The organism is Ureibacillus sp. FSL K6-8385 (assembly GCF_038593155.1).
Lineage (GTDB): Bacteria > Bacillota > Bacilli > Bacillales_A > Planococcaceae > Ureibacillus > Ureibacillus terrenus.
The window spans coordinates 1,762,433-1,788,717 of record NZ_CP151968.1 but is presented as its reverse complement, the minus strand read 5'-3'; the positions used below and the strand labels follow the sequence as shown (position 1 = coordinate 1,788,717).

The window sequence follows — 26,285 nt, the reverse complement described above, 5'->3', positions numbered from 1 at the left end:
GGAAGCTCTTTTAATTTAGCGGACGATGATCAGTTCTTTTGGATATTTTGTCAATACTTCAACCCCATCTTCTGTTACAACAACGTCGTCTTCTATGCGGACGCCAGCTGTATCCGCTTTATAAATGCCGGGCTCGATCGTAAACACCATCCCCGGTTTGAGCGGCAATTCATTCGTTCCTGCAACGGATGGAAATTCATGAACCGAAATGCCGAGTCCGTGGCCTAAACGATGGGTGTAGTATTCGCCGTATCCGGCTTCCGTAATTATGTCCCGGGAAATTTTATCTAAATCCATGCAGCGGACGCCGGGCTTTACGGCTTTGATGGTTTCTTCGTTTGAACGTTTTACAGTTTCGTATATTTTCCGTTGTTCTTCTGTAATCTCTCCAAAAGCGACCGTGCGCGTAATATCGGAACAGTATCCTTCATAAACCACTCCTAAATCAAACAGCACAAAATCGCCTTTTTGAATTTTCCGGTTTCCGGGAGTGCCATGGGGTGAAGCCGCTTTCGGACCTGATAATACCGTCGTTTCAAATGACATGGAGCAGCCTTTCTCTTTGATGGCATTTTCGATGATGTGCACGATTTCCAGTTCCGTAATGCCTTTTTTTACCGCGTTGACACCGACTTCGATGGCAAAATCGGCAAGTTCGGCCGCTTTTTTCAATTTTTCAATTTCAACCTCATTTTTAATTACTCGAAGCCGATTGATTTGTTCATCAATTGAAACAAACCGGACATGGGGAAAACGGGATTGAAGGGCCTCATATCTCTCGACGGTTAAATGTCCTTTTTCGATGGCGAATGCCGAAATTTCTTTTGCGCGGGATTGAATTTCATTTGCTAATAGTTCCCAAGGCTGATCCGTGTCGCTATGGCCAATCACATCAAATGGCCAACCGGAGGCCTTTGCATCCGAAACTTCCATTTTCGGACAAATCATGAAAGGGTCGATATCTTGGAAAATGACCAATCCCAATAACCTTTCATGCGGATTGCTCCGAAAGCCCGAAAAATAAAAGATATTGTCCGGGGTTGTTACAAAAGCAAGATCAATGCGGTTTTCCTTTAAATAAGATTGGATTTTTTTGATACGTTTGTCCATGAAATTTCCTCCAATGTTGGATTTTCCGGCATCATTTGAAATCATACAGTAATAGTATAGCAAAAAGAAGGAAAATTTAAGGATTTGTAGAAATATTCAAGTGGATTTTAATTATATAAAGGGGGAATTAATAGAATGGAAATCTCTTACCATGGACATGCCGTCGTGAAAATTAAAACAAATGGTACAACAATTTTAATTGACCCTTTCATTACGGGAAACCCATTAACTGATTTAAAAGCGGAAGAAGAAAAACCGGATGTCATTTTGTTGACTCATGGACATAACGACCATGTGGGAGACACGATTGCCCTTGCAAAAGCAAATAATTCACAAGTAGTGGCATTGAATGAATTGGCCGTTTATTTGCAAAAACAGGGGGTAAACGCGCATCCGATGGGCGTTGGCGGCGCGTACCAGTTCCCGTTCGGTAAAGTGAAATATACCCTCGCTTTCCACGGTTCCACATATGAAACCGAAACGGAAGTCGTGAATGCAGGAAATCCTGGAGGCATTTTATTCTTTGCGGAAGGGCTGACAATTTACCACGCCGGCGATACTGCGCTGTTTGGCGATATGAAATTGATTGGCGACCGCAATAATATTGATGTCGCTTTCTTGCCTATCGGCGATAATTTCACGATGGGGCCTGAAGATGCGGCATATGCGGTCGAATTATTGAGACCGAAAACGGTTGTGCCGATTCACTACAATACTTTCCCATTAATCAAGCAAGATCCTAACGAGTTTGCAAAATTAGTGAAAAATAGCAAAGTGCAAATATTAGAGCCGGGCCAAAAAGTCGAATTGCCTTAATTCGTTATATGTGAAACAGGCTCATCAAAAAGATTAAAATTGGAAAGCGGGTTATGGAAGAAGGCATTTCATTGAAAAATACCATGCCCGCTTTCTTATTTTTTTCAATACATACTTGAAATGTGTTACACTATTGGAGGAGAAAGTACGATGAAAATAGGTGATATCGATGTCAACGAAACATGAGAAGATCTTGCAATATATCGAGTCACTACCTATTGGCGAAAAAATATCGGTCCGGCAAATCGCGAAAGAAATGCAGGTAAGCGAAGGGACGGCTTACCGTGCCATCAAAGAAGCCGAAAATCGCAGTCTGGTAAGTTCCATTGAACGGGTGGGAACGATTCGGATTGAAAAGAAAAAGAAGGAAAATATTGAGCGGCTGACTTTTGCGGAAATCGTCAATATCGTAGATGGGCAAGTGCTCGGTGGAAAAGCGGGGTTACATAAAACTTTAAATAAATTTGTCATCGGCGCGATGCAGCTGGAAGATATGATGCGCTATACGGATCCGGGAAGCCTCCTCATTGTCGGCAACCGTTTTAAAGCGCACACCAACGCTTTAAAAGCGGGCGCGGCCGTATTGATTACGGGCGGTTTTGATACAACGGAAGAAAATAAAAAGCTTGCGGATGAATTGGAGCTTCCGATTATTTCATCCAGCTATGATACATTTACCGTTGCGACGATGATTAACCGTGCCATCTATGACCAGCTAATTAAAAAAGATATTTTATTGATTGAAGATATTTATGTACCTTTGGAGGAGACGGCAAAACTTAGAAGCGGGCAGACGGTGGCAGATTTTCACGCTTTAAATGCGCACACAAACCACGGCGCTTTCCCGGTTGTTTCAAAGAACAATAAATTGGTCGGAATCGTGACGGCAAAAGACGTGATCGGGAAAGACGAAAAAGAGCTGATTGATAAAGTCATGACAAAACACCCGATTTCCGTTTCAATGAAGACAAGCGTCGCTTCGGCAGGGCACCGGATGGTTTGGGAAGGGATTGATCTGCTTCCTGTCGTCAATGATGACGGCTACTTGCAGGGGGTCATCAGCCGCCAGGACGTATTAAAGGCGCTGCAGACATCCCAGCATCAGCCTCAACATGGCGAAACGATTGATGACATTGTGAAAAGTGAAATGAAAGTGCTCGGCACCGAAGATGTCGTAGTCGAATTTACGGTGACGCCGCAAATGACAAACCAATATGGGGCAGTTTCTTACGGCGCTTTCACCACTCTGCTTACGGAGGTCGGGTTAATTGCATTAAAAAGAAGGAAACGTGGAGATGCCGTACTGGAGAATATTTCAACCTATTATATCAAGCCAATCCAAATGGACAGCGTGCTGAAAGTGGTGCCGCATATCCTGGATATGAGTAGAAAATTCGTGAAAATGGATTTTGATGTATTTCTCGAAGACATGCTTGTCGGAAAAGCGATGGCCACCTTCCAGCTGCTTGACCGGTAATGCAAAAAAGTTGTCCAAAGAGAATGGACAACTTTTTCAAAGCGCATTTCTTACTATTGCTGTTTATTTAATTCATATTCTTCCTGAACAAATTTTCCTTCATGTTTTGCCCTTTTGAAGCTATAGTAGGATTCTACGAGTCCCACAATTACAAAAACCGCGCCCACAATATAGCCTAATAATGTATCTTGGACAACGAATGTGTTTAAGCCGAAAAATACAACAAAGAGGCCCAATGCAACTCCGGCTTTTGCTTTATACCATTTTTTCTGGATTGGCAAAGTGGATCGAAATTGTTTTGTTTTAAAGTAAAAATAGGCGGCAAATGAAGCGATAATAAGTGTAACAAAAATTGCATTTAGCATTTTCAGAACCTCCTAAACAAACTAAAATTATTGTAACGATTTTTTTGTAAAAATGCTAATATACTAAAAAAATTTTTTGCGTATGTGGAGGGTAATCATTTGAAAAGACAAATCATTGACAAAATTGAACAATATGACACTATCATCATTCACCGGCACATCCGTCCAGACCCGGATGCTTACGGATCCCAATTTGGATTAAAAGCGTTAATTCAAGATAACTATCCGGACAAAAAAGTGTATGCGGTTGGCACCCATGATGAATGTCTCTCTTATCTGGGCTGTCCGGATACCGTTTCCGATGAAGAATACAAAGGTGCTCTTGTCATTGTAACCGATACCGCAAATACCGGCAGAATCGATGACGATCGGTATTCCCGAGGAGATTTTCTCATAAAAATCGATCATCATCCAAATGATGACGCCTATGGGGATTTGTTATGGGTCAATACAGGATCCAGTTCTTGCAGCGAGATGATTTATGAATTGTATGAAGAAGGCCGGGAATATAAAAATTGGAAGTTGTCTGAAAATGGCGCGAAATTCCTTTTTGCGGGAATTGTCGGGGACACTGGGAGATTTTTATATCCAAGCACGACGACAAGAACTTTTGAAATTGCTGGGCAATTGATCAATTATCCATTCGACCGCAACGCAATTTTCAATGGCATGTATGAGATGGATTCAAACCTGTTAAAATTGCAGGGGTACGTGTATCAAAACTTTGTAATGGATGAAAATGGTGCCGCGTATATCAAACTTCCGAAAGAACTTTTGGAAGAATTTGGTGTGACGGTTTCCGAAACCTCCTCTTTGGTGGGGTCTCTCAGCAATATTAAAGGGGTCCGTGCATGGATCATGTTTGTTGAAGAACCGAATGAGATCCGTGTAAGACTGCGCTCAAAGGGTCCCGTTGTGAACCAGCTTGCAAAAAAATACAATGGCGGCGGACATCCTCTGGCGGCAGGGGCAACCGTCCATTCATGGGAAGAAGCGGAACAGGTCATTGCGGATTTACAACAACTTTGCAAAGAGTACCGATAAATTCAGGAGGGATGCAGATTGTCCGTTTACCCACAAGTACGTACAAGCGCGGATTTATTAAAAAGTACGATCCGTTTGGAGGAACTCATCCCTTTTTTAGTTGAACAAAAGGCAGAAGCTTGTGCAATTGTCAATTCCAAATTGTACGGGCTTTTGCCTTTTTACCATGGTTTAAAAAAGGCGGGGATTCATCCGGTCGCCGGTCTTTCGGTACAAGTACGGTTTGAAGGGATCGTTCTGCCCCTCCTGATTTACGCCCAAAACAACGATGGATATAAAAATCTCTTAAAGATTTCCAGCAGTATAGCCATCACGGAGGATGAACAATTGCCGTTCAAGTGGCTCAAAGGCTATTCAAAGGGAATCTGTGTGGTGATTCCGGCTGACAAAGATCATGCCATCTGGTTGAAGCATGTTTCCTCCATTGAAATTTTGCAAGGAGTTTTTCGTGGACGGATATGGATTGGAGTTTCCCGGGGCGAAGGGGAAAAATCACCTGCCGAGGACGAAATTATCCGTTTGGGGGAAACATTTAACATCCCCATTATGGCCCTTCATGAATGCCTCTATTTAAAACGGGAAGACGCATTCAGCTATCGGGTTGCACGAAGCATCGATCAGGGAATCAAGCTAAGCGAACAAATGCAAATGAGTGAAGAAGAACACCATTATACTCCGACCGGAAGCGAATGGATGGAATGGTTTCATGATCATCCGGAATGGCTGGAAGAAAGCAGGAAAATGCTTTCCGGCTGCCATGCGGATATCGAATCGAAGGGGCACATCATGCCCAAATATCCTTTGCCTGCAGGACAAAGTGCGGAAAAGGTGCTGAAAGCATTGGCCATAAAAGGATTAAAAGAGAGGTTAAAAACGGATGTCCCGGATCCAGTCTATCTTGACCGCCTGGACCATGAATTGGAAATCATCTGTTCGATGGGCTTTGCAGATTATTTTTTAATTGTGGCAGACTTTATGAATTATGCCCGGGAGCAGCGAATTTTGACGGGGCCCGGAAGAGGATCTTCAGCAGGTTCGCTCGTTGCTTATTCTTTATACATTACCCAGGTGGATCCGATTCGTTACGGGCTTTTGTTTGAACGTTTTCTAAATCCTGAGCGGGTTTCAATGCCGGATATCGATATAGACTTTGTGGATACAAGACGGCACGAAGTCATTCAATATGTTGCAAAAAAATATGGGGAAAAACATGTGGCGCAAATCATCACCTTCGGAACTTTGTCTGCAAAAGCCGTCGCCAGGGATGTTGCAAGGATGTTCAATTTTGAACCGGAAACCTTGGAAATGATTTCCCGCCTGATTCCAAATAGATTGGGCATCACGTTAATAGAAGCTTACGACGCAAGCGAACCGTTCAGAAAATGGATCGGGGAGGAACCCATCCGAAAACGTTGGTTTGAAACGGCATTAAAGTTGGAAGGGTTGCCCAGAAATGCATCCACCCATGCCGCAGGGGTGGTATTATGCCCAATGCCATTGGTGGAAGTGGTACCAATTGAAAAGGGGCATGACGGGATTTTCATCACCCAATGGCCAATGCAGGAAGTGGAACAGATGGGCTTGTTAAAAATGGACTTCCTGGGGCTGCGCAATTTAACAATGATTGAACAAATTCTAAAAATGATTCATTATAACCGAAATATATACATTGATTTAAATGAAATTCCATTGGATGACCGGAAAACGTTTGAACTGTTGCAGCATGGGGATACATTGGGGATCTTCCAGTTGGAATCGGAAGGCATGAGAAATGCATTGCGGGAAATTGTTCCTACCCGTTTTTCCGATATTGTTGCAGTCAATGCCCTTTACAGACCCGGACCGATGCAATTTATACCGGTTTATGCGAGAAGAAAAAAAGGGTTGGAGCCTGTTGTGATGCCCCATCCGGATTTGGAGCCGATTTTGGGGGAAACGTATGGAATCATTGTGTATCAGGAACAAATCATGCAAATCGCCCATCGATTAGCAGGGTTTTCTTTGGGGCAGGCCGACTTGCTGAGACGCGCGGTGAGCAAGAAAAAACGGGAAGTGCTGGAAGAGCAGAGAAAGGCTTTTGTCAATGGGGCAGTAAAAAATGGATATGACAAGGAAGTGGCCGAATCGGTGTACGAACAGATTGTCCGGTTCGCCGATTACGGGTTTGCGAAAAGCCATGCGGTGGCATACAGCATGATTTCTTACCAGATGGCCTACTTAAAGGCCAATTTCCCATTGGAATTCTATGCGGTCATGATGACCTTTGCAGCGGGAAACCAGGAAAGATTGTTCTCGTTTATTGTCGAAGCCCGAAGCAAAGGCATAACCGTTTTGCGCCCTTCCCTTCATAAAAGCAGCCGGGGGTTCACCGTGGAAAATGGAAAGATCCGATACGGTTTGTCTGCCATATCGGGCCTTTCCCAATCATTTTTGCAAAAATTGATACAGGCCCGAAAGGAGCAAGGAGAGTTTCATGATTTGTTCGATTTGGCCGTTTCTTTAAGCGGCAAGCATTTTAACCGCAAATCAATCGAATCATTGATTAAGGCGGGGGTGCTCGATGACTTCGGAAAGGATCGGGCAACGCTTCTTGCGACGATTGAAGCGGCGGAAAAGCATGCTAAAATTGCCCGTCCGACGGATGAAGATGATTTGTTCGCTTCGCAAACTTCTTTATTTGGCAAGCCCAAATACCAGGAAGCAGAACCGATGCCGGATAAGATCAAATTGCAATTTGAAAAGGAAGTATTTGGATTTTATTTATCCGAACATCCTGCCACAAATGTCCGAAAACGAATACAAGTGAATACAAATACGCTTCTTGTAAAAAGCGCTCCCCAAGATGCGTATGTTAAATTGGTGGGGATGGTCGAGTCCATTCACCAAATTCGCACGAAAAAAGGGGAACTGATGGCTTTTGTCCAAGTGCAAGATGAGTTTGGTGCAATTTCGGCCACAATCTTCCCGAAACTGTATAATGACTGCCTTGGATGGATCAAGGAAGACGCAATGGTGTATATGGAAGGGAAAGTGCAATACCGCTTCAATCAGCCGCAAATCGTCGTAAAAATAATAAAATTCATTCAATAACGAGATAATTTTATACAGGAATTACGAAAACTGTGCAATTTTGCACAGTTTTTTCTTTACAAATCGGAAGACATTTTGTAAACTGGAACAAAAGTGGTCTGACCACTTTTGAAGAGGCATATACTTATTATGGATAGAATGAATGCTCGATATAAGGGGTTGTTAAAAAAATCTAAAGTGGACATGAATGAAAAACAAGAAAATAAAAAGGTCTTTTTGGAAATCGTTAGTAAATTGAAGGACATCATCATTACCCAAAAACTAAAACCCGGGGATAAACTTCCCTCCGAAAGAGTTTTATCCGAAATGTTGGGCGTTGGACGTTCTTCAGTGAGAGAAGCGTTGCGCAGCCTGGAGCTGCTTGGAATTATCGAAACCCGCCACGGGGGAGGGACGTTTTTGGCTTCCTCCCAGCAATACCGGTTGGTTGAATTGTTGGCGACCTTTATCCTGCAGGAGAACCAGTCGATCCAAGACGTTCATAAAACGAGGGAAATTCATGAAAGGGAAGCCATCCGCATTATTTGTTCAAATGAAAGATTAAGAGAACTTCCCGTATGGGAAAGCTTGTTTTTGAATATCGAATTGGAAACAGATGTTATTCGGGACCATATTTTGCGTGAACTTATGATCGCTTCTGAAAACCGGCTGGCTTTGAGAATATGGATTCAACTCGCCGCTTATAGCGCAGGTTCATTAAGAAAAGTCACTACAGAGGAAGAAAAGCCCATTTTACAAAGGCTTTTGAAGTCATTGCAGCTTGGATATGAAAAGGAAGCATTAGAAGCATATAGTGAATGGATGGATTATTTGAAAAAACATGATGATAAAAATGATTAATTAGGAGGAAAAAGTGTGGCAATAAAAAATTTGCTGACTATAAACAGAAAAAAGACGAAAGGGGCTCTCGCCAATCCGAAAAAAGAAAGCTCGTTTCCGGCGGATTTGATGACGAAATGTCCATCATGCCGAAAAATCTTTCTGACAAAAGAAGTGGAAACGAATCTGAAAGTATGCCCTAATTGTGATCATCATTTTAAAATGACCGCTTGGGAGAGAATCGACTCTTTCCTGGATCCGGAAACATTTACACCGTTTGACGAGCATTTGCGTACGACAAATCCTTTAAATTTCCCATCCTATATCGAAAAAGTGGAAGCGGACATGAAGAAGACGGGACTTTCTGAAGCGGTGCTCACCGGCAGCGGAACATTAAAGGGAGAAAAAGTCGTTGTAGCGGTGATGGATTCCCATTTCCGCATGGGTTCAATGGGCTCTGTAGTGGGTGAAAAAATTACCCGCGCCATCGAGAAAGCGACTGAAATGCAAGTGCCTTTCATCATCTTTACCGCAAGCGGCGGTGCCCGGATGCAGGAAGGCGTCATTTCTTTGATGCAAATGGCGAAAACAAGCGTTGCTTTAAAACGCCATAGCGAGGAAGGATTGCTGTTTATTTCCATCATGACAGATCCGACGACTGGCGGCGTTTCTGCAAGTTTTGCTTCTTTGGGAGATATCAACATTGCCGAACCGAAAGCCCTCATCGGTTTTGCCGGTAGAAGGGTGATTGAGCAGACGGTTCGGGAAAAATTGCCTGATGATTTTCAAACCGCAGAATTTCTATTAGCCCATGGCCAATTGGACGCAATTTTCCATCGAAAGGAAATGCGGGATAAAGTGGCGACGATTGTGAAATTGCACAAGAGAGGGGGAGTTTCTGGTGTCTAAGCCGATGTCTTTTGAAGAACCGATTATTAAGCTGAGACAAAAAATTGAGGAATTGAGGGAACTGGCGAAGTCGGCGGATGTGGATATGTCCGAAGAAATCAGAACATTGGAAGAACGTTTGCACCAATTGGAGTTGAAAATTTATTCGAACATGGAACCATGGGACCGGGTGCAGGTTGCGAGAAATCCGGAACGTCCGACAACGCTGGATTATATAGAAAAAATATTCACGGATTTTATCGAACTCCATGGCGACCGTTGTTTTGGCAATGATGAAGCAATTGTTGGAGGAATCGCGTTTTTTGATGGCCAACCTGTCACGGTCATTGGACATCAGCGCGGGAAAGCAACCAAGGAAAACATACGGCGGAATTTTGGGATGCCCCATCCGGAAGGTTACCGAAAAGCATTGCGTTTAATGAAGCAGGCGGAAAAATTTCGCCGTCCTATTATTTGTTTTATCGATACGAAAGGGGCTTATCCAGGGAAAGCTGCGGAAGAACGTGGGCAAAGCGAAGCCATCGCAAGAAATTTGTTTGAAATGGCCGGCTTGAAAGTGCCTGTCATCTGCGTTGTCATTGGGGAAGGAGGAAGCGGTGGTGCATTGGCGCTGGGGGTGACCAACCGCATCTATATGCTGGAGAATTCCACATACTCCGTCATTTCCCCTGAAGGTGCCGCTTCAATTTTGTGGAAGGATGCCGCCCTTGCAAAACAGGCGGCTGAAGCGATGAAAATAACGGCCCAAGACTTGAAAAAAATGGGAATCATAGATGAAATTATCCCTGAAGTGACAGGAGGGGCCCATCGCGATCCGGAAACACAAGCAAACATTTTAAAGCAATATTTGAAAAAAGGGCTTGATGAATTATCGGCCATGTCGGAAGAAGAAATTATTCGGGACCGGTACGAGAAATTCCGGAAAATAGGGGATTTTATTGAAGAATCCGTTTAACGGGATGTGAAGAAAATTCTCCAAGGAAATGACAAAATCCAACTATCCATGGATTTTGTCATTTTATTTTATAATGAATGTTAAATGAACAGATTGAAGTTTCTAGTTCCAATGGAATTTTTTTATGTTATTGTTAACATTGGAGGGAGATACGTGAGAAGAATTGGAGTATTAACGAGCGGCGGTGATGCACCCGGCATGAATGCGGCCATTCGTGCCGTCGTTCGAAAAGCAAATTATCATGGTGTCGAAGTTTATGGAATATATCATGGATATGAGGGATTTATTCAAGGTAAAATGGAATTGTTGGATTTGGGCTCCGTTGGCGGCATCATTCAGCGAGGCGGAACGAAATTGTATTCTTCCCGATGCGCCAAATTTAAGGAACAAAAATATCAATTGCAGGGGATAGAAAAAATGAAGGATGCGGGAATTGAAGGGCTGATTGTGATTGGTGGGGACGGCTCTTTCCGCGGGGCTTACGCATTGGCGGATTTGGGATTAAAATGTATTGGTGTTCCTGCAACGATCGATAATGATGTTCCAGGCACGGAATATACCATCGGCTTTGATACGGCGTTAAATACGGTTGTGAATGCCGTTGACAAAATACGGGATACAGCAACAAGCCATGAAAATACTTTCATTATTGAAGTAATGGGCAGACATTCCGGAAATATCGCTTTATGGTCAGGACTTGCTGCAGGGGCCGAATCCATTATCATTCCAGAAGAACCCTATGATATAGATGAAATCATTGCGCGCATAAAACGCGGAGAAGCTCGCAGGAAAAAACATAGCATCATCATCGTCGCCGAAGGGGTAATGCCCGCCTCGGAACTTGCACGCATGCTAAAGGAAAAATCAGGAATCGATATGAGGATTACCGTGTTAGGCCATATTCAGCGGGGGGGTTCGCCATCGGCCTATGACCGGGTCATGGCAAGCCGATTTGGCGCCTTTGCAGTGGAACTGTTATTGGAAGGAAAGACCCGACGCGCCGTCGGTATAAAAAATAATCAATTATATGATTATGATTTACAGGAGATTTTTAAAACGGAACAGAAAAATACTAGCGGCTTATATACTTTATCAAAAGAACTTTCAATATAAATCAAACTGAAAATGGAGAGAATGGATATGAGAAAGACAAAAATCGTTTGTACAATCGGACCTGCAAGTGAATCTCCCGAGGTTCTGGAAGAACTTATAAAAGCGGGAATGAATGTTGCGAGACTGAACTTTTCCCACGGAACCCATGAAGAACATGCAATGCGGATTGCGACGATACGGGATGTTGCCAATAAATTAAATAAAATTGTCGGCATCCTGCTCGATACAAAAGGTCCCGAAATCAGAACACACGATATGAAAAACGGGGAAGTTCACTTGCAAACGGGACAAGTCATTGATATTTCGATGAAGGAAGTCCTCGGGGACGAGACTTGTTTTTCCGTAACGTATGACAAATTAATTTATGATGTCGACCAAAACGATATTATTTTATTGGATGACGGACTTATTCAATTGCGGGTGCTAGCCAAAGATTATGAAAAAGGATTAATTCATACTATTGTTGAAAATGCCGGGGTGTTGAAAAACAAAAAAGGTGTAAATGTGCCGGGGGTCTCCATCAAACTGCCTGGCATCACGGAAAAAGATGCAAAGGACATATTATTTGGAATTGAACAAGGAGTAGATTTTATCGCCGCTTCCTTCGTCCGTACCGCAAAAGATGTGTTGGAAATCCGGGAGCTTCTCGAACAAAACGGCGGAGGGCACATTCAAATCATCCCTAAAATAGAAAACCGGGAAGGCGTGGACAATATCGACGAAATCATCGAAGTGTCCGACGGATTAATGGTTGCCCGGGGTGATCTAGGGGTGGAGATTCCTGCGGAAGAAGTCCCTCTTGTACAAAAAGCGTTGATAAAAAAATGCAATCAATTGGGGAAACCGGTCATTACGGCAACCCAGATGCTGGATTCCATGCAGCGCAATCCTCGGCCAACCCGTGCAGAAGCAAGCGACGTAGCAAACGCAATCCTCGACGGAACGGATGCGATCATGCTTTCGGGAGAAACGGCTGCCGGCCTTTATCCTGTGGAATCGGTAAAAACGATGAACAGAATAGCGGAATTTACGGAAAACTCGTTGGATTATCGTGCGATTGTCCAAACGAGAAGCCGCGAAAAAGAAACTACGATGACAGAAGCCCTTTCCCAGGCGGTTTCACACACATCCATTAATTTGGGGGTAAAAGCGGTGCTTGCGCCGACAGCGGGCGGTGTGACGGCCAAATTGATCGCCAAATATCGTCCAGGCGTGCCGATTATCGCCATTACGGATAACCCTTCAACAGCGCAAAAATTGACGCTTGTTTGGGGTGTCTATCCGATTGTTACCCATAAAGCGAAGACAACGGATGAAATATTGGAATTGGCGGTGGACGAAGCGCTGAAATATGGTTATGTAAACCATGGAGATGTTGTCATTATCACTGCGGGAGTTCCTGTGGGCGAATCAGGAACGACAAACTTGATGAAAGTCCATGTAATCGGCGACCTGTTAGCCCGCGGCCAAGGAATCGGCAAACAATCGGTGGTAGGAAAGGCGGTTGTTGTGAAAAACGCGGAAGAAGCGCAAGCATATGATGTGGAAGGAAAAATTCTCGTAACCGTCGGAACGGACCGGGAAATGATGCCGGCAATTGAGAAATGCATTGGCATTATTACGGAAGAAGGCGGATTGACAAGCCATGCGGCAGTAGTTGGTTTAAGTTTGGGAATCCCTGTCATCGTAGGTGTGAAAGAGGCGACATCCATCATCCGTCATGGCCAGGAAATTACGATGGATGCGGAAACGGGAGTCATTTATAAAGGTCACGCAAGTGTCCTATAAGCAATTAATGAGTAGAAGGGCTGTCTAAAAAGTAAACACTTTTTAACAGCCCTGTTTTGGTCAATTAATCAATACCGTGATGGAAACATCGTGAAAAGGGAATATTGAGAGGAAACTTGCCGAAAGATTTTTAGTACACTGAAACTTTTTTCTATATTTTCGTAATAAAATTTTGTAAAGGAAAATTACTTTAATGGAGGGTAGTCGTTGAAAAAAATCTTCTTCGCTTCTATCGCGTTTATTCTGTTTGAAATTGCGATGTTTATTGTTGTCGGGAATTGGCTGGGAGTTTTCCCTACATTGCTCCTCATCATACTGGCAAGTTTGGCAGGGATTGCCATCACGAAAAATCAGGGGTTGAAATCCATTCAAAATATACAGGAAAGCATTTATAGGGGAGAACCACCCGGACATGCAATGATTGATGCATTTTTGGTTTTTTTGGGAGGGGTATTGTTCTTGATGCCCGGATTTATTTCGGATTTAATTGCCATGACATTGGTTCTTCCATGGACAAGAAAAATGTATAAACCTGTAATAATCGAGTGGATTCGAAAAAAAATGGAAAATAAACATGTGATTATAATCCAGAGATAGATTTTTGTTTTATTTTCACGGCAATCAACAAGAAAAACGGACTGAGCAAAATTCCATATACGCCGAACAGCAAAATGGATGCCGCGCTGATGAGAAAGGTGTGGACCGTCCGCAATTGAAAAGTGGATGCCCACAGCAATGATTCGGTAAGCTGCCTTGTAATTTGTATAAAAATATAGAGCAATAATATGGCCAGGCTCAAAAACTTTTCCCCGATTGCAAAAAAGTAAATCGAAATAGGGATCAGAAACAGACCGATACCGAAAAACGGCAAAACATCCGCGAAAGAAATCAAAAACGCTTTGTTGACCGGATTTTCAAATCGCAGCAGTGCAAGTCCAATGCTGAGCAGAAAGAAAGTGATTATAAACAATTGAAAATTCACGAACAAAAAATAGCTGAATAAACTGGTTGCTTTCGCAAAATACTTTTTCCAAATGGTGCGGTATTGTTTTGGAACATAGATAAAAAACCAGTGCCGGTCCCTTTTGGATTCGAATATGGCAAAGAAGAAAGCTACGAAAAAAATAAATATTTCAAACAAATACTGGAAGATATCCTGCAAATAACTAGCCATTCCCATAAGGGCGGTATCGATATATTTCAATGATTGTTTAAAAATGTTTTCTAAAATAATCATGTATTCGGAATCAAATAGCTGAAGTTCTTCCACCTGCTTTTTGATTTCGGGATAAATGGCTATAATGCTTTGAATTGTAATATAAAAAAAGGAATAAAATGATATAAAAATAAATATAGATATAATGATGGCGCTTATGATATAAGGTAGTTTCAATCGTTGATGGCAAAATTGGATCATCGGATATAATAAATACGCAAAGAAAATGGCAAGGGAAATCGGCAATACCAGCCAAAGCAGCACAAAATATAGGACGAGGACAAAAAATTGGAGAATATTTTTGTTAGAATAAACAGAAAATTTATTCAATTGCAATGCGGATCACCCCTGGTTTAAGTAAATATAATCTCGTTAAAACGAAAATATTCTCGAAAAATCAACATTTTTATTGCAAATGCGGTTTTTTCTTTATTTTTGAAAAATTATTCACAAAGCCGTCAAAATTTATTATAATAGTCGTTGTAAGCGATTTAATAATAGGTTCATTTTGAGCGAAACGACCGTAAGTCTCATAGAAGAAAAAGAAAGCACTTACAAGGTGGGACTGACACTCATTAAATTTTAAGAGAGGGAGCGATTTTTTATGACAGCAACACGCGGATTAGAAGGTATTATTGCTGCTGAATCTAAAATCAGTTCAATTATCGATGATACACTTACATATGTAGGGTATAGCATCGATGATTTGGCTGAAAACTCTTCTTTCGAAGAAGTGATTTATCTATTGTGGCATCAACGCCTGCCAAATAGAGAAGAATTGGAAGAACTTAAACAACAACTTGCCGAAAACGCAGAAATTCCTCAGCAAATTATAAATTTATTCAGAGCAATGCCACTAGACAAAGTTCATCCAATGGCTGCATTGCGTACAGCTGTTTCTTTGTTGAGCGCATACGATGATGAAGCGGATGTAATGAGCGAAGATGCCAACTATCGCAAAGCGATCCGCATCCAAGCGAAAATCGGGACAATCGTAGCCGCATTCTCTCGCGTACGCAGAGGTTTAGAGCCTGTTGCTCCAAAACTTGAATTAGGATATGCTGCTAACTTCCTCTACATGTTGCACGGCAAAGAACCGGATCCAATCGAAGTGGAAGCATTCAATAAAGCGCTAGTGTTGCATGCTGACCATGAATTGAACGCATCTACATTCACTGCCCGTGTTTGTGTAGCGACATTATCAGACGTATATTCCGGAATCACAGCAGCAATCGGCGCATTAAAAGGTCCTCTTCATGGCGGAGCAAACGAACAAGTAATGAAAATGCTTACTGAAATCGGTTCAATCGAAAACGTTGAACCTTATATCATGAACAAATTAAAAAATAAAGAAAAAATTATGGGATTCGGTCACCGCGTATATCGCAAAGGAGACCCACGCGCGAAACACTTGCGTGCAATGAGCGAAAAATTGACTGCGCTTAAAGGCAAACCTGAATTATATGAAATGTCAGTGAAAATTCATGATATCGTAGTAAGAGAAAAAGGTCTTCCAGCCAACGTTGACTTCTTCTCGGCATCAGTTTATGATTCGCTTGATATTGAGCATGATTTATTCACTCCTATCTTTGCTGTATCCCGTACTTCAGGATGGCTTGCCCACATCCTTGAACAATATGCGAACAACCGCTTAATCCGTCCACGTGCAGAATATGTTGGACCAAAACATCAAAAATATATCCCAATTGACGAAAGATAATTTATAAATGGTGAGAGAAAATTTCTAGAAAATATGCTAAAATACACTAGGACTGTGTTGCATGACACAGTCCTAGACTTATGAATATAGGAGGCAACATACATGACTAACGGTAAAATTACAGTAGAAAATGGTAAATTAATAGTTCCTAACAACCCTGTCATTCCTTTCATCGAAGGAGACGGTACAGGACCAGATATCTGGGCAGCCGCTGTTCGCGTATTCGATGCAGCTGTTGAAAAAGCATATAACGGCGAAAGAAAAATCCAATGGAAAGAAGTTCTTGCCGGAGAAAAAGCATATAAGCTAACTGGCGAATGGTTGCCACAAGAAACTTTGGACACAATCAGCGAATATTTGATCGCCATCAAAGGTCCTCTTACAACTCCTGTCGGTGGAGGAATCCGTTCTCTTAACGTAGCATTGCGTCAACAATTAGACTTGTACGTATGCTTGCGTCCAGTACGTTACTTCCAAGGCGTGCCATCTCCTGTAAAACACCCTGAATATGTAGACATGGTTATCTTCCGTGAAAACACAGAAGATATTTACGCTGGAATCGAATATGAAGCGCAATCAGAAGAAGCGAAAAAATTGATTAAAATCCTTCAAGACGAATTCGGCGTAAAGAAAATCCGCTTCCCTGAAACTTCAGCTATCGGTATTAAACCAATCTCCATCGAAGGTACTGAACGCCTCGTTCGCGCCGCAATTGAATATGCAATCCGCGAAGGCCGCAAATCTGTAACTTTAGTTCATAAAGGTAACATCATGAAATTCACAGAAGGCGGATTCAAAAAATGGGGTTACGCATTAGCTGAGCGTGAATTCGGCGATAAAGTATTCACTTGGGAACAATACGACCGCATCAAAGCGGAAAAAGGTGTAGAAGCTGCAAACGAAGCCCAAGCGGAAGCAGAAGCAGCCGGCAAAATTATCATTAAAGATACAATTGCAGACATCTTCTTGCAACAAGTATTAACTCGTCCAAAAGAATTCGACGTTGTGGCTACAATGAACTTGAACGGTGACTACATCTCTGACGCATTGGCTGCACAAGTTGGCGGTATCGGTATCGCTCCAGGTGCCAACATCAACTATGTAACTGGACATGCCATCTTCGAAGCAACTCACGGAACTGCACCTAAATATGCAGGTTTAGATAAAGTGAACCCATCTTCCGTAATTCTTTCCGGTGTGTTAATGTTCGAACACCTTGGATGGAAAGAAGCTGCTGACTTAATCATTAATGCAATTGAGAAAACAATCGCTTCCAAAGTGGTAACTTATGACTTCGCCCGCTTAATGGAAGGCGCAACTGAAGTAAAATGCTCTGAATTTGCAGATGCTGTTATCAAAAATCTTTAATCTCTAAAATATGTTCGGAATTTTACCGTATATGATCAAAAGGTCGTCCCAGGCTTGCAACGGGGGCGATCTTTTTCATTTTCTCATAGAATCTGTTGAATTCGGCAATATTTGCCGCAACATCGCAAGATTTGCTATTATTGTAGCTATTTTCTGAAAAAAATGATACTATGGAACTGATGTTAATATTTAGGGGGAATCGTTCAATTGTTAAAAGGGGCTAGAACCAAGACCGGTAAAAAAATTGATGAACTGACTGTCGGCGAAAGGATCCACTTGGTTGAAACCATAGAAGACAAAGATTTGCTATTATACTTGGGTTTAACCAATGACAGCAATCCTTTGTACATTCAACATGAATATGCCAAAGAGACAGCCTTCAAAAAACCGATTGTCCCGCCAATCATGTTGAATGGGATTGTAACAAGCGCCATTTCGAAATATTTGCCCGGTCCAGGTTCGCATATCCGGGAACAGAATTTAATAAACTTGGAACCGGTATATCATTATGAAACCATCGAAATTTTGTTGGAAGTTCAACAAATTGATTATGAAAACAACCTTGTGATGATTCAAGTCAATGGAATGAACAAAAAGCATCAGCTTGTATTGCAAGGAATCTTCAAAGTTTTCCCTCCAATGAAATAACAAATTCCTGGTTTGAAATGGGGGTTTCAAATCATTACGCACTTGATGGAGGAAAAAATGACAGACAAAAAAACTATTTTAGTCGTAGAAGATGAAGCACCTATTGCGACATTGCTGAAATATAATTTGGAACGTGCAGGGTATGAAGTTTTAGTTTCCAATGACGGAAAAGAAGGATTGGAAATTGCCTTAAACGAATCGCCGGATTTGATCTTATTAGATCTTATGTTGCCCACGATGGATGGGATCGAAATCTGCAAAGAATTGAGGGGACAAAAGAAAAACATTCCCATCATTATGTTGACAGCCCGGGACGATGAGTTTGATAAAGTGTTGGGGCTTGAATTAGGTGCCGACGACTATATGACAAAACCTTTCAGTCCAAGGGAAGTCATCGCCCGTGTTAAAGCGGTTTTGCGCCGTTTCCATCCAGCGCAGCATGAACAGGAAAAAAAGAAATATTATCAGTTTGGCAATCTGGAGGTTTATCCGGACCGATTTGAAGCGTTTTTAGATAAACACCCCCTTGAATTTACACCGAAAGAGTTTGAATTGCTTGTTTATTTATTGGAAAACAAAAATCGCGTGTTGACCCGTGAACAATTGTTAAGCGCCGTATGGAACTATGATTTTATGGGGGATACGCGGATCGTTGACGTTCATATCAGCCATTTGCGGGATAAAATTGAAGAGAATAGCCGGAAACCGAAGTTTATCAAAACAATAAGGGGAATCGGTTATAAATTTGAGGAGCCGAAATGATGAAGCTGCCTAGTAATCGCTTGTTTTTTATTTTCATTGCGTTAACCGGTTCGGTCATAGCTGTCCTTGGCATTGTACTGGGTCAGCTATTTCCTTTCCTTATGGAAAAAATTTTTTTAACAAATCATATTCCCTTTACCGAAGAACAAATTGATGAATTGAAAATTCAGTTTGCCTTTGTCCTTGCGCTCCTGTTGCTCATCGCGTTTTTGCTCATTGCATACATCGGAAATCGCCTCATTCAGGAATTGCTCAATCCGATTGAAAATGTAACCCAAACGGCCCGTGAATTAATAAAGGGAAATTATCTCGCAAGGTCATATGCGAACGGTCCGGCAACGATCCTTGAATTGCGGAAATCCATCAATATATTGGCCCGCAATCTTCAAGAAATTGAAAAGATGAGGGAAATTGAAGAGGAGCGCCTAAAAACGTTAATCGAAAATATGGGCAGTGCCCTCATCATGATTGACAGGGAAGGGACCGTTTCCATCGCCAACGCCCTTTTTTTGGAAGAATTTCATTTGACCTTCCTTGAAGTGGAGGGAAGGAACTTTCTATCCCTCGGTCTGCCACGGGAATTGGAGAAATTTATTGACCAAGTGTTTTTAACGGAGCTGCCTTATCGGAAGCAAATTGAAATGGAAATAAACAACGAAAAAATATACAAACAAGTATATGGGGCGCCCGTTGTAGGGGAACATGGACGATGGCTCGGAATCGTGATTGTGGTGCATGATATCACCGAATTAATACGTCTGGAACAGATTCGAAAGGATTTTGTGGCGAATGTTTCACATGAACTCAGGACTCCAATTACTTCGATTAAGGGTTTTTCTGAAACGTTGCTGGATGGGGCGTACAGAGATGAAAAAATGCTCCTTTCCTTTTTGGAGATCATTTATCAGGAAAGCAACCGCCTTCAAGTTTTGATTCAGGACTTATTGGAGCTGTCAAAAATTGAACAGCATGGTTTCAAGGTGCAATTGGAGCCGACAAGTCTGAAAGATGTCTTGATTCGGGCGGTTGAAGTGACGAGTCCAAAAATGGATGAAAAAAACATGGAATTTGATGTGGATATTCAACGGGATATCAAAGTGTTCGGCGACAAAAACCGCCTGATTCAAATTTTCACAAATCTTATAACAAACAGCATTACCTATTCCCCTCCTCATACGGTGATCACATTAAGAATCAAAGAAGATGGAGACCATGGAATCGTTGAAGTGGAGGACGAAGGAATCGGCATTGAAAAAAGTGAAATTCCGAGAATTTTTGAAAGGTTCTACCGGGTGGATAAGGCCCGCAGCAGAAATTCGGGAGGCACCGGTTTAGGCCTTGCCATTGTGAAACACTTGGTGGAAGCCCATCGGGGAAAAATAGAAGTGGAAAGCACAGTGGGCAAAGGAACATGTATGAGGGTAAAGATTCCTTTATACAGGGAAAATTAACATTCTTTTTACAATCCTGTAATGAAAACTTCATACTAGGCATTTATAGTACTATAGTGAAACCCCTATTCAATCAGGATTTGTCCTCTTATCAAAAAAGCCGCCTTTTTTGGCGGTTTTTTGTATTTTTATCGCATTTTCGAGTTTTTTTAGTAATTTTTAAATTTTCTTTGAAACTTTCATTGTAACTATTTCGTAAATCAATTAACTTAACTTTTACAGAGAAAGAGAGGGAGAACATATTGAGCGTTAAGAGGACTTTGTTTATTTCAGGATTAACAATTATTTCAATTATTTCCATTATTATCATCTTTACAACCTGGTATACCGTAGATGAATCGGAACAGGCGGTTGTGATCACCTTTGGACAGGCGACAGAAACGGTTACAGATTCCGGGTTGCATTTTAAATTGCCTTGGCCGATTCAAAAGGTGGAAGTGCTCTCAAAAGAAACCTACAGTCTGCAGTTCGGTTATGAAACGACAAAAGACGGGGAGATTATCACAAAAGACAGCGAAACGAAAATGATTACCGGTGATGAAAATATCGTGCTCACCGATTTGGTCGTTCAATATAAAATTTCCGATCCGGTGAAATATTTATTCCATTCGGATGATCCAAAACAGCTGTTGCATCACGCGACATCAAGCGCCATCCGTTCCATCATCGGCAGTTCCACCATTGATGAAGCGTTGACGGATGGAAGGGCGGAAATCGAGAATCAAACAAGGGATTTATTGGTGTCTGTGACGGAAAAATATGATATCGGTGTGACGATTTTGGCAGTAAAATTGCAGGATGTGGAATTGCCGAACAAGGAAGTCCGCGCTGCTTTTACAGCTGTAACGGATGCGCGGGAAACGAAAAACACGAAAATTAACGAAGCGAAAAAATATGAAAACCAAAAACTCAGCGAGGCCCGAGGGGAAAAGGATGCAATCATTTCCCGCGCGGAAGCCGAAAAAATAGCCCGCATACAACAGGCCCAGGGGGATGTGGCCGTTTTTAATAAACTTTACAATGAATATGTGAGAAACCCGCAAGTTACGCGTCAGCGCCTCGTTTTGGAAACATTGGAGGAAGTGCTTCCAGGGGCAAAAATTTATATCATGAACGATAAAGGAGAGACATTGAAATATTTACCGCTGCAACCACAGCAAACTGCCGGAGAGGACGGAAAAAAGAGCGGTAATGAAGGGAGCGGTAAAAAACAATGAGCAACAATTACTATGACGGAGACTTAGATAAATTCCTCCGGAACCTTTTTGGAAACAAAAATAAAGGAAAGAAAAATGCTAAGGTAAACAAAAAGGGGCCGGACGATAAAAAAATCATCAGGACTGCCAAACCGCCAATGGAACCGAGGAAATTTATAAAACCTGCCATCATTCTTACCGCGATTGTCGCAGTCATTGTTATATTCATTTCAAACGTTTATGTTGTAAAAGAGAATGAGTTTAAAATTGTCCGCCAGTTTGGCGAAGTGGTGAAATATCAGGATAAGCCGGGCCTTTATGTAAAAATCCCGTTTATCCAAAGCGTGACGACTTTACCGAAGAATTTAATGATTTACGATATGTCATCGGAAGAAATTAACACGTTGGATAAAAAGCGGATTATTATTGATAACTATGCGGTATGGCGTGTAACCGATCCAAAGGCGTTAATTACAAACGCAAGATCTTTGGTGAATGCCGAAGCGCGGATGGAAGAGTTCATTTATTCGGTATTGCGGACAGAACTTGGGCAAATCAATTATGATGAGATCATCAACGATGAAAATTCAGGGCGGGGCAGCCTTTCCGACAAAATCACAAAAAATGTAAATGAATTATTGAAAAAGGACAATTACGGAATTGAAGTGGTGGATGTCCGAATCCGCCGTACAGATTTGCCGGAAGAAAACGAAGAGTCTGTTTATAAACGGATGATTTCCGACCGTGAATCCATCGCACAAAAATATTTATCCGAAGGGGATGCGGAAAAGAACCGGATTGAAGCCAATACCGACCGCCAAGTGGAAGAAATGATTTCCACAGCGAAAAAAGAAGCGGCATTGATCATTGCGGAGGGGGAAGCGGAAGCGGCGAAAATTTATAATGAAGCTTTCTCGAAAGATCCGGAATTTTATGAATTGTACCGCACTCTGGAAAGCTACAAGAAAACAATCGGCGATGATACGGTCATCATTATTCCTCAGGACTCCCCTTATGCCAAACTATTGTCGGGATATACCGAAAATCGATAATTACGAAGAGAGACTTGTATTTTTGAAGGATGGTGCCGGATTGAGGATCAGATAATGGAGGATAGGGAAACGTTGATGTTTCCCTATCCGCTTTCTTTTTTGAATCAATAAAAAATGATGGATAGATTAGCAATAATTACAACTTTATCAGCCTATCAGCCTCATTATATACTACTATATAGTAATAATGATAGAATTGAGGCGATTTTATGAGCCGCTTAAATCGATGGATCCAGAACAGTTTATTGGCGGTCGTAATGGCTTGCAGTGTTACTGCGTTATTTTATTCGACGCCGTATGCTTGGTCCAAATTGGAAATTTTACATATTCCAGTATTATTTATCATCGTTTTTCCCTTTTCCATCATCATTGCGGAAGATGTACGCACCAGCTTCAAAAAAGTGTTCCGTTATGAACAGCGCCGCAACAAGCGTTCCATCTGGCAGGTGGGGGTCGGAATGATTTTTTATTTTGCACAGGTGGGGATTGTCGAAGTGTTTTTCCGGTCCTGGATGGAAGCGGAGTTGGGCGGCATGCCATTGTACTTGGTCATTTCCTTTTTGAACGCTTTTCTGCTTACCGTCATTTATGAAGAAATTTTTTATACGGAAGAAATCAATCAGCCGCGTACAAAATGAATAAAGTTTGGAAAAAAACACGTATTTGTCGTTTTTCGGCAGATACGTGTTTTATAATGGAACTAACTGTGAAACAGTAATGGAAGACGATTTATTTCCGAAGGAGTGCAAATGAGTGGGAAAAGAGAAAGTGCTTTTATTGGATGGAAACAGTTTAGCTTATCGGGCTTTTTTTGCATTGCCGCTTTTATCGAATGACAGCGGCATTCATACAAATGCCGTTTATGGTTTTACGACCATGCTTCAAAAAATATTGGAGGAAGAAAAGCCGACAAAAATGCTTGTGGCGTTTGACGCCGGAAAAACGACGTTCCGTCATGAATCCTTTGAAGACTATAAAGGCGGCCGTTTGAAAACGCCTCCGGAATTGTCGGAACAGATTCCATATTTGCAAAAACTGATCGATGCTTACCGCATTCCAAGGTACGAATTGGAGATGTATGAAGCCGACGATATCATCGGCACCCTTGCCAGACAGGCGGAAGAAAAAGGCATGGATGTGGTCATTGTTTCGGGAGATAAGGACCTGACGCAGCTGGCGACAGAGAAAGTCAAGGTTTGCGTCACACGAAAAGGAATGACGGATATTGAACAATATACGCCGGAATATATCAAAGAAAAGTACGGACTTACGCCGGAACAAATCATCGATATGAAGGGACTTATGGGAGATGCGTCCGACAATATTCCGGGAGTTCCGGGCATCGGGGAAAAAACGGCGATTAAATTATTAAAAGAATATGGAACGATTGAAAATTTATATGAACACATCGGCGAGATGAAGCCGTCCAAAATGAAAGAAAAGCTGATCGAGAACGAAGAACTGGCGAAGTTGAGCAAACAGTTGGCGACAATTCATACAAATGCGCCGATTGAAATCACCCTTGATGATATCGATTACCCGGGGCCGGATGAGGAAGCGGTGCTTGAAATTTGGAAAGAGCTTCAATTTAAATCGTTAATTGAAAAGCATGATTTCAACATCGAAGAAAAAGAAAAGGCCGCCATCCATTTTGACATTGTCCGGGAACTTTCGGAGGACCTGTTCCGCGATGAAATGGCGGTTCACGTAGAAATGGAAAATGAACAATATCATACGTGCAACATTCTGGGGTTCGGCTTCACGGACGGTTCAAAGACTTTCTTTGTACCGGTAAACGTCTTCAAAGGGAACGAAATCCTGAAATCCTACTTTGAAGATGAAACAAAGAAAAAATATATGTCGGATTTAAAAGCGGCCCAATGCATTTTGAAACGCCACGGCATCCAATTGAAAGGCGTGGAATTTGACTTGCTCCTTGCTTCCTATATCCTCAATCCTGCAATTTCCGGCGACGATGTGGCGACGCTTGCGAAAGAATTCGGTTATACCGATGTTTATTCCAATGAATCGGTTTATGGAAAAGGAGCAAAATGGGCATTGCCGAAGGAAGAAGCGCTGGCCGAACATGTCTGCAGAAAAGTGCTTGCCATTTGGAACTGCAAAAATCGGGTTACTGAAAAACTGAAGGAAAATGAACAGTTCGATTTATACCATGATTTGGAATTGCCATTGGCGGTAATTTTGGGCGAGATGGAGAGCCGGGGGATTAAAGTGGATCTTTCCACCCTCGAAGAAATGGGAAAAGAGCTGCAGGAAAAAATTGCGCAGCTGGAGGAAGAAATCTATGAATTGGCCGGAGAGAAATTTAATCTCAATTCACCGAAGCAATTGGGCGTCATTTTGTTTGAAAAACTGGGGCTGCCGGTCATCAAGAAAACGAAAACCGGTTATTCCACTGCGGCGGATGTCTTGGAGAAATTAAGATACCACCACAAAATTGTTCAATTGATTTTGGAATACCGGACACTTGCGAAGCTGCAATCCACTTATATTGAAGGATTGATCAAAGAAGTCCATCCGGAAGACGGCAAAGTTCATACCCGATTTATGCAGGCATTGACTTCGACGGGCCGTTTATCTTCAACGGATCCGAACTTGCAAAACATCCCGATCCGTTTGGAAGAGGGAAGGAAAATCCGGAAAGCCTTTGTGCCTTCCCGTGAAGGGTGGCTTTTGTTCAGCGCCGACTACTCTCAAATCGAATTGCGGGTTCTTGCCCATATGTCAAAAGACAAAAACCTGGTGGAAGCATTCAAACAAGGAATGGATATTCATACACGGACGGCAATGGAAGTGTTCCATGTTTCCCATGATGAAGTGACTCCGAATATGAGAAGGGCGGCAAAAGCGGTGAACTTCGGCATCATCTATGGAATCAGCGATTATGGCTTGTCCCAGAACCTGGATATTTCAAGAAAAGAAGCCGGCGAATTTATCGAAAAGTACTTCCAAAGCTTCCCGGGCGTAAAGGAATATATGGATAACATCGTGCGGGAAGCCAAATTAAAAGGCTATGTCACAACGATTTTAAACCGCCGCAGATATTTGCCCGATATTACGAGCAAAAACTACAATTTAAGAAGCTTTGCCGAACGGACGGCTATGAACACGCCGATCCAGGGAAGCGCAGCGGATATTATTAAAAAAGCGATGATTGACATCGATGCGAGATTGAAAGAGGAAGGATTGCAAGCGAAACTTTTGTTGCAAGTGCATGACGAATTGATTTTCGAAGCGCCGAAAGAAGAAATTGAAAAGTTGAAAGAAATCGTGCCGGAAGTGATGGAAAATGCCATTGCCCTTGATGTACCATTAAAGGTGGATATCGCTTATGGCGAAACTTGGTATGATGCAAAATAAGGAAG

Annotated in this window: 22 protein-coding genes; 19 read left to right on the top strand and 3 right to left on the bottom strand. The window is 42.1% G+C overall.

What is annotated here, in order from left to right:
• Window positions 1-15 precede the first annotated feature (15 nt).
• Complete coding sequence (locus NST62_RS08715) at window positions 16-1,110, bottom strand: Xaa-Pro peptidase family protein (RefSeq protein WP_328216366.1); 1,095 nt, start codon at window positions 1,108-1,110, stop codon at window positions 16-18.
• A gap of 135 nt (window positions 1,111-1,245) precedes the next feature.
• Between NST62_RS08715 and NST62_RS08710 the strand changes: the two genes are divergently transcribed.
• Window positions 1,246-1,926 carry a metal-dependent hydrolase gene (locus NST62_RS08710; protein ID WP_141602364.1) on the top strand — a complete coding sequence of 227 codons (681 nt, stop codon included), beginning with the start codon at window positions 1,246-1,248 and terminating at the stop codon, window positions 1,924-1,926.
• 169 nt (window positions 1,927-2,095) lie between these two features.
• On the top strand, window positions 2,096-3,403 hold the full coding sequence (locus NST62_RS08705; RefSeq protein ID WP_141602365.1) for a DRTGG domain-containing protein: 1,308 nt from the start codon (window positions 2,096-2,098) through the stop codon (window positions 3,401-3,403).
• 53 nt (window positions 3,404-3,456) lie between these two features.
• On the opposite strand, the gene NST62_RS08700 is transcribed toward NST62_RS08705, so the two are convergent.
• Window positions 3,457-3,768 carry a YtpI family protein gene (locus NST62_RS08700; protein ID WP_141602366.1) on the bottom strand — a complete coding sequence of 104 codons (312 nt, stop codon included), beginning with the start codon at window positions 3,766-3,768 and terminating at the stop codon, window positions 3,457-3,459.
• 99 nt (window positions 3,769-3,867) lie between these two features.
• On the opposite strand from NST62_RS08700, the gene NST62_RS08695 reads away from it, so the two are divergent.
• The 8 genes from NST62_RS08695 (at window position 3,868) to NST62_RS08660 (ending at window position 14,083) form a co-directional block, all read left to right on the top strand.
• A complete protein-coding gene (locus tag NST62_RS08695) occupies window positions 3,868-4,812 on the top strand; it encodes a bifunctional oligoribonuclease/PAP phosphatase NrnA (protein WP_141602367.1) in 945 nt (314 codons plus the stop codon).
• Window positions 4,813-4,830: 18 nt separating this feature from the next.
• Window positions 4,831-7,902 carry a DNA polymerase III subunit alpha gene (dnaE, locus tag NST62_RS08690; protein ID WP_342462818.1) on the top strand — a complete coding sequence of 1,024 codons (3,072 nt, stop codon included), beginning with the start codon at window positions 4,831-4,833 and terminating at the stop codon, window positions 7,900-7,902.
• Window positions 7,903-8,031: 129 nt separating this feature from the next.
• On the top strand, window positions 8,032-8,742 hold the full coding sequence (locus tag NST62_RS08685; protein ID WP_246045852.1) for a GntR family transcriptional regulator: 711 nt from the start codon (window positions 8,032-8,034) through the stop codon (window positions 8,740-8,742).
• A 15-nt stretch (window positions 8,743-8,757) separates the two neighbouring features.
• The gene (gene accD, locus NST62_RS08680) at window positions 8,758-9,630 is read left to right on the top strand and encodes an acetyl-CoA carboxylase, carboxyltransferase subunit beta (protein WP_141602369.1); all 873 of its coding nucleotides are present in this window, start codon (window positions 8,758-8,760) and stop codon (window positions 9,628-9,630) included.
• Window positions 9,623-10,585, top strand: coding sequence for an acetyl-CoA carboxylase carboxyltransferase subunit alpha (locus tag NST62_RS08675; RefSeq protein ID WP_328216361.1), 963 nt, complete (start codon window positions 9,623-9,625; stop codon window positions 10,583-10,585). The genes accD and NST62_RS08675 overlap by 8 nt, the downstream gene beginning before the upstream one ends.
• A 153-nt stretch (window positions 10,586-10,738) precedes the next feature.
• Window positions 10,739-11,698, top strand: a complete 960-nt coding sequence (gene pfkA, locus NST62_RS08670; RefSeq protein WP_141602371.1) for a 6-phosphofructokinase — start codon at window positions 10,739-10,741, stop codon at window positions 11,696-11,698.
• Window positions 11,699-11,725: 27 nt separating this feature from the next.
• Window positions 11,726-13,486, top strand: coding sequence for a pyruvate kinase (gene pyk, locus NST62_RS08665; RefSeq protein WP_141602372.1), 1,761 nt, complete (start codon window positions 11,726-11,728; stop codon window positions 13,484-13,486).
• Window positions 13,487-13,693: 207 nt separating this feature from the next.
• Window positions 13,694-14,083, top strand: a complete 390-nt coding sequence (locus NST62_RS08660) for an FxsA family protein (protein ID WP_141602373.1) — start codon at window positions 13,694-13,696, stop codon at window positions 14,081-14,083.
• Here NST62_RS08660 and NST62_RS08655 read toward each other — a convergent pair.
• The gene (locus tag NST62_RS08655) at window positions 14,067-15,038 is read right to left on the bottom strand and encodes an AI-2E family transporter (protein WP_141602374.1); all 972 of its coding nucleotides are present in this window, start codon (window positions 15,036-15,038) and stop codon (window positions 14,067-14,069) included. The two genes, NST62_RS08660 and NST62_RS08655, sit on opposite strands and share 17 nt — an antisense overlap.
• Before the next feature lie 268 nt (window positions 15,039-15,306).
• Between NST62_RS08655 and citZ the strand changes: the two genes are divergently transcribed.
• The 9 genes from citZ to polA all read left to right on the top strand — a co-directional run bounded on the left by citZ (window position 15,307) and on the right by polA (window position 26,280).
• Window positions 15,307-16,422 (top strand): citrate synthase, encoded by a 1,116-nt coding sequence (gene citZ, locus NST62_RS08650; protein ID WP_141602375.1) that lies wholly within the window; start codon window positions 15,307-15,309, stop codon window positions 16,420-16,422.
• A gap of 102 nt (window positions 16,423-16,524) precedes the next feature.
• A complete protein-coding gene (icd, locus tag NST62_RS08645) occupies window positions 16,525-17,790 on the top strand; it encodes an NADP-dependent isocitrate dehydrogenase (protein WP_141602376.1) in 1,266 nt (421 codons plus the stop codon).
• Between the two features lie 207 nt (window positions 17,791-17,997).
• A complete protein-coding gene (locus tag NST62_RS08640; RefSeq protein ID WP_141602377.1) occupies window positions 17,998-18,438 on the top strand; it encodes a MaoC/PaaZ C-terminal domain-containing protein in 441 nt (146 codons plus the stop codon).
• 57 nt (window positions 18,439-18,495) lie between these two features.
• Window positions 18,496-19,200, top strand: coding sequence for a response regulator transcription factor (locus NST62_RS08635; protein ID WP_141602378.1), 705 nt, complete (start codon window positions 18,496-18,498; stop codon window positions 19,198-19,200).
• Complete coding sequence (locus NST62_RS08630; protein WP_141602379.1) at window positions 19,200-20,651, top strand: ATP-binding protein; 1,452 nt, start codon at window positions 19,200-19,202, stop codon at window positions 20,649-20,651. Before NST62_RS08635 ends, NST62_RS08630 begins: the two co-directional genes overlap by 1 nt.
• Before the next feature lie 242 nt (window positions 20,652-20,893).
• Window positions 20,894-21,868: an FtsH protease activity modulator HflK gene (gene hflK, locus NST62_RS08625; protein ID WP_342462817.1), complete on the top strand. Its 975-nt coding sequence runs from the start codon at window positions 20,894-20,896 to the stop codon at window positions 21,866-21,868.
• Window positions 21,865-22,899 carry a protease modulator HflC gene (locus NST62_RS08620; protein WP_141602381.1) on the top strand — a complete coding sequence of 345 codons (1,035 nt, stop codon included), beginning with the start codon at window positions 21,865-21,867 and terminating at the stop codon, window positions 22,897-22,899. The genes hflK and NST62_RS08620 overlap by 4 nt, the downstream gene beginning before the upstream one ends.
• A gap of 209 nt (window positions 22,900-23,108) precedes the next feature.
• Complete coding sequence (locus NST62_RS08615) at window positions 23,109-23,537, top strand: DNA polymerase I (protein WP_141602382.1); 429 nt, start codon at window positions 23,109-23,111, stop codon at window positions 23,535-23,537.
• Between the two features lie 115 nt (window positions 23,538-23,652).
• Complete coding sequence (gene polA / locus NST62_RS08610) at window positions 23,653-26,280, top strand: DNA polymerase I (RefSeq protein WP_141602383.1); 2,628 nt, start codon at window positions 23,653-23,655, stop codon at window positions 26,278-26,280.
• Window positions 26,281-26,285 lie beyond the last annotated feature (5 nt).

What these genes read in the sequence shown, in the direction of transcription:
- NST62_RS08615 (WP_141602382.1), top strand. Translation starts at nt 23,109, where the DNA reads ATGAGCCGCTTAAATCGATGGATCCAGAACAGTTTATTGGCGGTCGTA.
- NST62_RS08685 (WP_246045852.1), top strand. Translation starts at nt 8,032, where the DNA reads ATGGATAGAATGAATGCTCGATATAAGGGGTTGTTAAAAAAATCTAAA.
- icd (WP_141602376.1), top strand. Translation starts at nt 16,525, where the DNA reads ATGACTAACGGTAAAATTACAGTAGAAAATGGTAAATTAATAGTTCCT.
- NST62_RS08710 (WP_141602364.1), top strand. Translation starts at nt 1,246, where the DNA reads ATGGAAATCTCTTACCATGGACATGCCGTCGTGAAAATTAAAACAAAT.
- pyk (WP_141602372.1), top strand. Translation starts at nt 11,726, where the DNA reads ATGAGAAAGACAAAAATCGTTTGTACAATCGGACCTGCAAGTGAATCT.
- NST62_RS08635 (WP_141602378.1), top strand. Translation starts at nt 18,496, where the DNA reads ATGACAGACAAAAAAACTATTTTAGTCGTAGAAGATGAAGCACCTATT.
- NST62_RS08700 (WP_141602366.1), bottom strand. Translation starts at nt 3,768, where the DNA reads ATGCTAAATGCAATTTTTGTTACACTTATTATCGCTTCATTTGCCGCC.
- citZ (WP_141602375.1), top strand. Translation starts at nt 15,307, where the DNA reads ATGACAGCAACACGCGGATTAGAAGGTATTATTGCTGCTGAATCTAAA.
- NST62_RS08705 (WP_141602365.1), top strand. Translation starts at nt 2,096, where the DNA reads ATGTCAACGAAACATGAGAAGATCTTGCAATATATCGAGTCACTACCT.
- NST62_RS08715 (WP_328216366.1), bottom strand. Translation starts at nt 1,110, where the DNA reads ATGGACAAACGTATCAAAAAAATCCAATCTTATTTAAAGGAAAACCGC.
- NST62_RS08620 (WP_141602381.1), top strand. Translation starts at nt 21,865, where the DNA reads ATGAGCAACAATTACTATGACGGAGACTTAGATAAATTCCTCCGGAAC.
- NST62_RS08630 (WP_141602379.1), top strand. Translation starts at nt 19,200, where the DNA reads ATGAAGCTGCCTAGTAATCGCTTGTTTTTTATTTTCATTGCGTTAACC.